Genomic DNA, 9715 nt, shown 5'->3' with positions numbered 1-9715 from the left:
TTTTCACTCAGATCAAGGCTGGGCTTACCAAATGAAGGCATACAGTAGTAATCTTAAATCAAACCGTATATATCAAAGTATGTCACGAAAAGGAAATTGCTACGATAATTCAATAATGGAGAATTTTTTTGGAGTGATGAAACAAGAAATGTATTATGGCTGCGTTTACTATAGTTATGAAGAATTGAAGGATGCAATAGAGAAATACATATATTATTATAATAATCAAAGAATCAAGCAAAAACTATCTTGGATGAGTCCTGTTGAATATCGACTCAGCCAAGTAGCATAAAAATGGCGAAGCAGTAAAAAATACTACTTCGCTATAGAGTCTAACTTATTGGGGTCACATCATTTATAAGAAAGTCTATTTTTTTCATATAAATATTTAATTATTAAATTTAATAACACCCACAGGGCATTCATTAATACACATTTTACAATTTTTACATTTATCGTAATCAATAACTGCAAGATTATTTATAACATGAATAGCATCGAATTTACAAATCTTTTCACATTTCTTACAGCCTATACAACCTATAGTACATTTATCTTTTGTAACAGCACCTTTTTCATTTGAAGAGCAGCCTACATAAACGAAATTACTGCCCGGTACTATATCAATCAAGTTATTTGGACACCTCTTTGCACAAAGACCGCAGCCTACACATTTATCATTGTCAACAACGGCTACTCCGCCTTCGATTTTTATAGCATCATATTCACAAGCATCAACACAGTCTCCATATCCTATACAAGAATAATCACAAGCTCCTCTGCCACGATAAAACATTTTATTTGCTGCACAGGATTGTAATCCTCTATAATCCATTACATAGTTGGTTTTTGCATAAGTTCCCGAACATTTTACTACTGCTGTTTTTCCGGCAACAGCTTCAAATTCTATGCCTAAAGCATTACTGATAGCAAGGGCCACTGAACTTCCTCCCGGGGTGCACAAATTTGGTTTTATTGTAGGGTCGTTGGCTAGTGCTACAGCATAGTCTTCACAACCTGCATAGCCACAAGCACCGCAATTTGCACCTGGCAATATTTCTTTCACTTTAACAACTGTTTCGTTTACTTTTACTGCCATAAATTTTGAGGCTAAGGTTAATATAGTACCTGCTAAAAAGCCTATTATTATAACAATGATGATTGGTAAAAAATATTGTTGCATAATCCTACCTCCTATTTAAAAATTCCATCAACTACACCACTGAATCCCATAAAAGAAACAGAAACTATAGATGCTGCAATTAGAATTGACGGAATTCCTTTAAAAGTCGCAGGAACGTTACAATATTCGATTTTTTGTCTTACGCCAGCAAATATTACCATTGCTAAAAGAAAACCAATTCCAGCACCTAGTGCATTGAAAATTGATTGTATATAAGTATAGTTTTCATCGATATTCAGTATAGTAACACCAAGTACTGCACAGTTCGTTGTAATTAGAGGAAGAAATACTCCAAGAGATCTATGAAGCGCAGGTATATATTTTTTTAAAGATATTTCTACTAATTGAACTAATGAAGCTATTACCAAAATAAATACAATAGTTTGTAAATATTTTAAACCGCTTGGTTCTAATATATATATATATATTGGATAGGTAACAATAGTTGCTAGAACCATTACAAAGATAACAGCTCCGCTCATACCAACGGCAGAGTCTAATTTTTTAGAAACTCCTAAAAACGGACAAATTCCTAAAAATTTTGTTAGTACAAAGTTATCAACAAGGATAACACTGAACATAATCATTAAAATTTCTTTCATTAGTTATTGCACTCTCCTTTCTCAGACTTTCCGCATGCTTCGGCAGAAGGACAGTTGCTGCATCCCATTTCAGTTTTTTTAATTGCACGACCTTTAGAAATAAAGTTTATTAATGCAACCAAGCAGCCGAAAACAAAGAATCCTCCCGGAGGTAAAGCAAAAATAGTCATAGGTTTAATAATATTCGCTGTTATAGTAAATCCAAACAGTGTACCAGCTCCTAAGAACTCACGAATTGCACCCATTAAAAACAATGCTAGAGTAAACCCAAGCCCCATACCGATACCATCTGCGGCAGAATTAAGAACAGAGTTTTTACTTGCAAACATTTCTGCCCTGCCTAAAATTATACAATTTACAACTATCAGAGGAATAAATAAACCTAAGGAATCGTATATATCAGGAACATATGCATTAAGTAAGAAACCTACCATTGTAACAAAACCCGCAATTACTACTATATAACAAGGTATTCTTACTTTAGGTGAAATAACGCTTTTTAAAAGGGATATTACAATATTTGAACAAATAAGAACTGTCATAGTGGAAACACCCATTCCAAGTCCGTTAATAGCTGATGTAGTTACAGCCAAAGTAGGACACGCACCAAGTAATAGAACTAAAACAGGGTTTTCTTTTATAATTCCGTTTTTTATAAGATCTAATTTAGTCATTTTTAACACCTCTCAATTCATCGTATTGAACAAGTGCATTATTTATAGCACCATAGATTGCTTTAGATGATATAGTAGCTCCTGTTATGGTATCTATATTTGTAGCATCAGGTTCATTTGTCAAAGTTATTTTTGATGCAGAGATGTACTGAGATAGATATTCAGGGGTCATAGCTTTTGTTCCAAGACCCGGAGTTTCGGAATGTGACAGTACTTTTATACCTGTTATTTCGCCTTTGTTGTCAATTCCCACCATAGTATAAACCTTGCCTCCGAAGCCCTTGTTATAAGAAGTAATCGCATAACCACTGTTATTATCAGCTGCATATACATCTTGAATTCCTTCGGTATAATTAACATCAAAAGCGGTAAAACCGTCTTTACCTGATGGAAGTACTTCTGCTCTTGAAGCACTGGCTTCAGCAGCAGCGCTTGCTTCAATTATTGGTGTAGTTATATTATAAGTAACAGCCAAAGCAATTGTAACGCATAGGCAAATAATCATTAAAACAAGAGTTGGTGCAAAATAATCTTTAAATTTAGTCATTTTTAACACCTCCACCGTATAATTTTCTTCTTGAAAGGTTATCAATATGTGGAACAATTAAATTCATAAACAATATTGAAAAAGATACACCTTCAGGATAGTTTCCAAATAGTCTTATTACCATGGTAATAAGACCGCACCCTATACCAAATATTATTTTACCGTTTGTAGTAAGTGGAGATGTGGAATAATCAGTTGCCATAAAAAATGCACCTATCATTGCTCCACCTGCACAAATCTGGAATATAGGATCTATACCTGCAATTAGAGAAATAACAACCATTGTCCCAAGAAAACTAACAGGAATTGTAGGTGAAATTATTTTTTTAAACAATAAAAATAATCCGCCTATTAAAAGTGCTAAAGCACTGGTTTCTCCTATACAGCCACCAATTGTTCCTAAGAACATTTCTGTATTAGAAGGTAGTTGATCAAAATTCTGTTTAGCAAATAATGCAAGAGGTGTTGCACCGGTTACTGCATCTGTCGCTAAGAAAATTCTTTGTGGGGTAGGCCAGCTGGTCATTTCTGTAGAGAATGCGAGAAATAGAACTACACGAGCTGTAATAGCAGGATTTACAAAATTTTGTCCAATTCCTCCAAACAGTTGTTTTGCAATAATAATAGCCACAAAACAACCTATAATAGCCATCCAGTATGGAAAATTTACAGGGACATTAAATGCTACTAAAATACCTGTTACTACAGCACTAAAATCACCAATAGTAGAAGGTTTTTTAGTTATTTTATTAAACAAATACTCAAAAACCACACATGCGATGATACATATTCCTGTTAAAAATATTGCTCTTGCACCGAATACCCAAATAGATACGGCAAAGGCAGGCATCAACGCGATAATAACCATTGCCATTATTTTTGAAGTAGTTATACTATCAACCAAATGAGGCGAAGATGCTACAATAAGATTATCATATTTATAGTTTTTCATTTTATTTTCCCGCCTCCTTAACAAGTGCTTTTGATAGTTTGTTTACTAAACTTAATTGTTTTTTTGCAGGACAAACATAGGAACAGCATCCACATTCCATGCAAATTGCAACATTAAGGTTCTTTAAAGCATCAATATCATTTCTTTTATATGCTTTATCAATAGCAGTAGGCATTAAATTTAACGGACAAGCTTGTACACAACGCCCACAGTTAATACAAGCAGTTTCATTAGGAATTAATGCTTGATCTTCGTCAAAAGCCAAAATTGCATTGTTATTTTTTATTATTGGTTTACCATCGTCGTAAATTGCTCTACCCATCATTGGTCCGCCGAAAATTATTTTTTTAGGAGGTTTTTTATATCCTCCACAAAAATTAATTACTTCATAAATCTTTGTCCCAATAGGAACTCTGACATTCTTTGGAGTAGAGACAGCATCTCCGTCAACCGTAACCACTTTTGAAATAAGTGGTACACCTGTTCTAAAATATTTAGCTAAAAAGGCTATGGAAGTTATATTTGATACAATAACTCCTATATCAGCAGGAAGTTTTCCCGGAGGTAAAACTTTACCTGTTGTTTCATAAATTAATACACGTTCAGCTCCTTGAGGATATCTTGAATCTAAAGTTATAACTTTTATATTAGGAAATGTAGACAAAAATGAATTTAATCTTTCAATAGCCTCAGGTTTATTTTCCTCAATTCCTATATAACACTGTTTAAGCTCCAAATGCTTCATGATTAGTAAAATACCATTTACAATATCTTGAGTATGTTCAAGCATTGTTCTGTAGTCTGAAGTAATATATGGCTCACATTCGGCACCATTTACTATTAAGGTATCTACTTCATCCAAATTTCTAGGGTTATATTTTACGTGAGTTGGAAATGCAGCACCGCCTAAACCAACCAAGCCACTATCCCTAATAGCCTTAATAAATTCTTCTTTTGTTTCAGCTGTTGGTATTTTAATGTCTTCCCATAGTTCTTGTTTTTTATCTGTTTTAATAATTATGGTCTTATCCATTGTTCCAAGTGATGACATGACTTCTTCAATATTAGTAACTTTTCCCGAAACACTGGAATGAACAGGAGCACTGATAAAAGCCTCCGAATTGCCGATAGGCTGCCCAATTTTTACATGATCTCCCACAGAGACTAATGGCTCACAGGGAGCGCCAATATGTTGAGACATACTAATATAAACTATATCCGGTGTAGGCATAGTCTCAATAGCATGGTTCATTGTATTTTTTCTGTGGTCAACATGAATTCCCTGTAAATGTTTTTTTAATATTGACAAAATTTGAGTCTCCTTTCTTGTGATATGTTTTTTTTTTCACAAAATACTGTTTTTTTTTATTATATGGGGAAAATATAAAACTAAGGTTAATCTAAAGTTAAATTATAAAATAAAAAAAATTATAAAAAATTATTTAATAATTTACACTCCAATAAAAATAATATCACATAATTTAAAAAAGAACAAATTTAAACAAATCTTTTTTAAAATTTTTTTAAACTAATTATTATACTATATATATGAAGGAATATTTAAATATCATTCATTTTTTTCCAAATTTAATTATTATAAATTGAAACTAAATTAAATTTTTGATATAGTATATTCTAATTATTAAAATAGAGAAAATAAAATAATAGTATTACGTTGGAGGACATTTATGGTATTGGAACGATGCAGAGAGTATTCTATCCCGTTGATTTTAGGAGTGATAATATCATTGATATGGACAAATGTATCAATTGAATCGTATCATCATTTTATTCATACACCAATTTTTTTTAATATTGATTTTCATTTTTTAATAAATGATATTTTTATGGTTTTTTTCTTTGCAATAGCAGGAGTTGAAATTCTAAACAGTTTATCAAGAGGTGGGGCTTTAAATCCTATTAGAAAAGCTGTAACTCCGTTAATGGCTACAGCCGGTGGAGTTATTGGTCCTATTTTTACATTTTTTATTTTGAACTATTTTTTTGGCAGTGATGAATATATTAATGGATGGGGTATATGTACAGCCACAGATATAGCTCTTGCGTGGCTATTAGCAAGAATTGTTTTTGGCAAAAAACATCCGGCAGTAAGCTTCTTATTACTTTTAGCAGTTGCCGATGATGCCATTGGCCTTATTATTATCGCAGTTTTCTATTCAGATCCAACTGAGCCGGTGAAACCCTTATGGTTATTGTTAATAGTTGTGGGAATGTTAATAGCTTGGACCTTAAATAGAAAGAGAGTTAAGAGTTATGTACCATATATCTTTGGTGCAGGGACAATTGTATGGATTGGTATGTATGCTGCACACTTGCACCCAGCATTGTCTTTAGTATTTATTGTTCCTTTTTTGCCTAAGAAAGGAGTATCTACAGAATTAATTGATATGCATGGAGTTAATGATGCACCAATTCATACAACTTTAAACAAATTTGAACATCAAATATCTCCACTTGTTGATTATGGCTTGATATTCTTTGGGATTTCAAATGCAGGGGTTGAACTCTCACAGATTTCTAAATTAACATGGATTGTATTTGCTTCTTTAGTTATAGGAAAAACTATTGGAATTTCCTTATTTACTTGTCATGCTGTTTTGTTAAAATTTAAACTTCCTGAAGGTATGCGGGCAAAGGATGTTTTTTTAACAGGACTAATAGGTGGTTTAGGTTTAACCGTTGCACTCTTTGTTGCAAGTGAAGCTTATTCAGATGTATCATTGCAAGGTTCAGCTAAAATGGGCGCTCTATTTACCATATTTTTATTTATATTTGTAATTGCTTTAGGTAAGATAATGAGAATTAAAAAGATTGACAATTAAATATATATATATATTATAATTAAATGGCATTAATATTTTTAAAGTTAAAGAAGTAATTTGTATTATTTTCTATAAGGAATAATTATTAAAATAGGATTAAGGATATTTTATGGAGTTAAATTTTAAAATCTTCAAGATATGTATTACTTGCATTATATTCACAGCATTTATATGTTTGGGCTTTATTTTTTGTCTTAGATTAGATGAGCCTGTTTTTTTAAAAACTTATTGTGAATATGAAGTACAGGAAGATGTTAATGATGAAAATCATTATGAAGATACTCAGTTTATAATTCGGTATATAACAAATATTGATGATAAAGCCAAAGTAACAAACGTTACATTTTTAGAAGCTCCAGAGCTTGACTTTTGGGCTTCAGAAGATAAACCTAATTCATCATTTGTGTTTAGCTACAATAATAATGAAAATAATGTAATAGGTGAAAGGTGTGGAACTTATAGTATCAGAACGGTTTATGTAAATTTACTGTCTAGAGAAGATATATTTAATGATAATAGTATATTAGAATTAAATAATGCAGAAGTAATGTTTAGTGACGGCACTAGTATGAATGTACAGCTTGGAAGACTTTTATTCTCAAAAAAAACAAATTCTACACAGCTTTTGACAAATGATTATAGTGGGAGCACTTCAAGTGAAGGTTCACATATTTCAGAAGAAAAATATATTGTTGAAAAAAATTTGAAATTACTTTCTGTTAATAGTCCTTTATTTAAAGAGACCAATGAATTAATTGAATTAACGATAGATGGTAATAAGTTTGATAAAGTAAATAATATACAGTATGAAAAATTTGATACAATCGATGTAAAATCAAGATTTAAAGATAAATTAGATACTATGTCCTATTATACAATGTATGATATTAAGCCAGTAATTGCTTATGAAGATGATTTTGGTAATACATATGAATTAAGAATTTATAATATTGAAAGAAATACATATAATCTTGAATGTGATTTTATAAAATTAATAAAGTATTTAAAAGAAAGAGGATCAATATAAATGGGAGAGGGATATAGTAAAATCTTTTGGGGATTATTTTTGACAATGTTTCATATAAATTTAGGTTCTATTCAGCTTCTCCCTAATTTTATAGGTTTATTAATAGTATTAAATGGAATAAAACAAATGTTATATAAATATGAAAATATAAAAGAGTTAAAAAATGCTGTGGCTTTTTGCTATATGAGCATTATTATAGAATTTATTATATTCTTTATTAAGTTAATTTCTTATGAAGGTATAGCATTAATTTTCAATTTGATTATAATAGAACTAGGAATAATTTCAGATTTTATAATGATTTTTTATATATTATCAGGAGCTGTTAGAATATTAGAAAGATTAGAGCTTACTATAGCGGCGAATGAATATATTAAAAATATTCGTATTTTTACGGTACTATATAGTATTTTATGTATCATTTTAGCTATTTCAGTTAGTTTTAATTTTGAGATTATTGCAGTATTGAGTATAATCTTTTGGATAATTATTAACATATGGCTGCTTATAATTATACGTGGTTTGAAAAATTTAAAAATAGATGATGAAGTAAACTATACGATATAAAGGATTTAACATATTAAGATGAAAAAAACTTCTCAAAAATTAAATTATGTATATTTATTACGCTGTAAAGACGGAACATTATATGGAGGCTGGACAAATGATTTACAGTCAAGAATAAAAGCTCATAATGACGGTAAAGGTGCAAAATATACAAGAGGACGAAGACCTGTTACTCTAGTTTACAGTGAGTCATTTGATACGAAGGAAGAGGCCATGAAAATGGAGTGGAAGATAAAACATATGGCTAGAGCTAAAAAAATAAAATTAATAGAGGAAAAAGGTAAGGGGATTACTATAAATGATAGAAAATAATAAAATAAAACTTGATTTCGAAATAAAGAAAGAAGATTATAAAGCACTCAGCAATTTTACCTTGTTTTTCAGAAAAAGATGGACAATCTTTGCTTATGTTTTTATATTTGTTTTAGCACTTGTTATGATGATAGGAAGAGCATCCGGAAAATTAGATATGCCGGATTGGTATTTTTATTTTTATGTGATAATGATTTTCTTTATTATTTTGATATTTATTATTCAAGAACTTATGATTCGTAGAGTGTTAAGAACAGATAAAGTTTCTTTTCATATTAAAAGGCAATATATAATTGATGAAAATAAGATTCAAATTAAAGGCGGCAAAGAAAATAGAAACAGTGAATATAAATGGGATTTATTTTATAAAGGTTATGAAACAAAAAAATATTTCTTATTATACGTAAATATTCAGCAAGCCTTTATATTGCCTAAAAAAGCCATGACGGAAGAAGAAATTATAATGACAGAAAAAATATTAAAAGAAAATATGGGAAGAAATTTTAATAAAAGATGCAAATAAAAATATTTATGTTTATCAAATGTTAATATTGATAAAATATTAGTATCTAAAAAATGAAAAGGAGATAAAAATATGAGAAAAATTGTTTCAACAAAGGAAGCTCCGGCAGCAATTGGTCCATATTCACAGGGAAATATATTTGGTAATTTACTATTTACATCAGGTCAAATTCCAATTAATCCATCTTCAGGTGAAATCGTGGGAAAAACAATAGAAGAACAGACAGAACAAGTTTTTAAAAATGTAAAAGCAATTTTAGAAGAAGCTGGAAGTTCTCTGGACAAAGTTTTAAAAACTACCGTATTTATTAAAAATATGGATGATTTTGCAGCTATGAATGGTATTTATGCAAAATATTTTAAAGAAGGAGTATTGCCTTCAAGATCAGCAGTGGAAGTAGCAAGACTGCCAAAGGATGTATTAGTAGAAATAGAAACTATAGCCTATGTATAGATAAAAGCTGTTACAAAGTTGGTAGAAATGGA

The 9715-nt window shown here is 30.5% G+C and carries 13 protein-coding genes; 7 read left to right on the top strand and 6 right to left on the bottom strand.

Features of this window, described 5'->3' with window-relative positions:
* The coding region (locus K292_RS0114055; protein ID WP_027400369.1) for an IS3 family transposase at positions 1-292 on the top strand (292 nt) is incomplete at its 5' end.
* A 96-nt stretch (positions 293-388) separates the two neighbouring features.
* Here the strand turns inward: K292_RS0114055 and K292_RS0114050 are convergent.
* From K292_RS0114050 to rsxC, 6 genes are read right to left on the bottom strand one after another with little or no spacing between them, the layout of a single operon-like run.
* Positions 389-1183: an RnfABCDGE type electron transport complex subunit B gene (locus tag K292_RS0114050; protein ID WP_037373243.1), complete on the bottom strand. Its 795-nt coding sequence runs from the start codon at positions 1181-1183 to the stop codon at positions 389-391.
* Between the two features lie 11 nt (positions 1184-1194).
* Positions 1195-1785: an electron transport complex protein RnfA gene (locus K292_RS0114045; protein WP_027400367.1), complete on the bottom strand. Its 591-nt coding sequence runs from the start codon at positions 1783-1785 to the stop codon at positions 1195-1197.
* Positions 1785-2459 (bottom strand): electron transport complex subunit RsxE, encoded by a 675-nt coding sequence (rsxE, locus tag K292_RS0114040; RefSeq protein WP_027400366.1) that lies wholly within the window; start codon positions 2457-2459, stop codon positions 1785-1787. Before rsxE ends, K292_RS0114045 begins: the two co-directional genes overlap by 1 nt.
* Positions 2452-3006 (bottom strand): RnfABCDGE type electron transport complex subunit G, encoded by a 555-nt coding sequence (locus K292_RS18075; protein WP_051280782.1) that lies wholly within the window; start codon positions 3004-3006, stop codon positions 2452-2454. The genes rsxE and K292_RS18075 overlap by 8 nt, the downstream gene beginning before the upstream one ends.
* Positions 2999-3958, bottom strand: a complete 960-nt coding sequence (locus tag K292_RS0114030) for an RnfABCDGE type electron transport complex subunit D (protein ID WP_027400365.1) — start codon at positions 3956-3958, stop codon at positions 2999-3001. Before K292_RS0114030 ends, K292_RS18075 begins: the two co-directional genes overlap by 8 nt.
* 1 nt (position 3959) lies before the next feature.
* On the bottom strand, positions 3960-5267 hold the full coding sequence (gene rsxC / locus K292_RS0114025) for an electron transport complex subunit RsxC (RefSeq protein WP_027400364.1): 1308 nt from the start codon (positions 5265-5267) through the stop codon (positions 3960-3962).
* A 379-nt stretch (positions 5268-5646) separates the two neighbouring features.
* On the opposite strand from rsxC, the gene K292_RS0114020 reads away from it, so the two are divergent.
* The 6 genes from K292_RS0114020 (at position 5647) to K292_RS0113995 (ending at position 9683) form a co-directional block, all read left to right on the top strand.
* Positions 5647-6801, top strand: coding sequence for a Na+/H+ antiporter NhaA (locus tag K292_RS0114020; RefSeq protein ID WP_027400363.1), 1155 nt, complete (start codon positions 5647-5649; stop codon positions 6799-6801).
* 109 nt (positions 6802-6910) lie between these two features.
* The gene (locus tag K292_RS0114015; protein WP_027400362.1) at positions 6911-7828 is read left to right on the top strand and encodes a hypothetical protein; all 918 of its coding nucleotides are present in this window, start codon (positions 6911-6913) and stop codon (positions 7826-7828) included.
* Entirely contained in the window at positions 7829-8395 is a 567-nt protein-coding gene (locus K292_RS0114010) for a hypothetical protein (RefSeq protein ID WP_027400361.1), read from the top strand. It begins immediately after the preceding gene.
* Between the two features lie 18 nt (positions 8396-8413).
* Positions 8414-8707 (top strand): GIY-YIG nuclease family protein, encoded by a 294-nt coding sequence (locus tag K292_RS0114005; RefSeq protein ID WP_027400360.1) that lies wholly within the window; start codon positions 8414-8416, stop codon positions 8705-8707.
* Positions 8694-9230, top strand: a complete 537-nt coding sequence (locus tag K292_RS0114000) for a YcxB family protein (protein WP_027400359.1) — start codon at positions 8694-8696, stop codon at positions 9228-9230. Before K292_RS0114005 ends, K292_RS0114000 begins: the two co-directional genes overlap by 14 nt.
* A 72-nt stretch (positions 9231-9302) precedes the next feature.
* Positions 9303-9683 carry a RidA family protein gene (locus K292_RS0113995; protein WP_027400358.1) on the top strand — a complete coding sequence of 127 codons (381 nt, stop codon included), beginning with the start codon at positions 9303-9305 and terminating at the stop codon, positions 9681-9683.
* Positions 9684-9715 lie beyond the last annotated feature (32 nt).

Origin of the sequence: Anaerovorax odorimutans DSM 5092 (assembly GCF_000426305.1) — a bacterium.
Classification (GTDB): Bacteria; Bacillota; Clostridia; order Peptostreptococcales; family Anaerovoracaceae; genus Anaerovorax; species Anaerovorax odorimutans.
The sequence above is the reverse complement of the archived record's forward strand: the minus strand, read 5'-3'. Positions and strand labels throughout refer to the sequence as shown.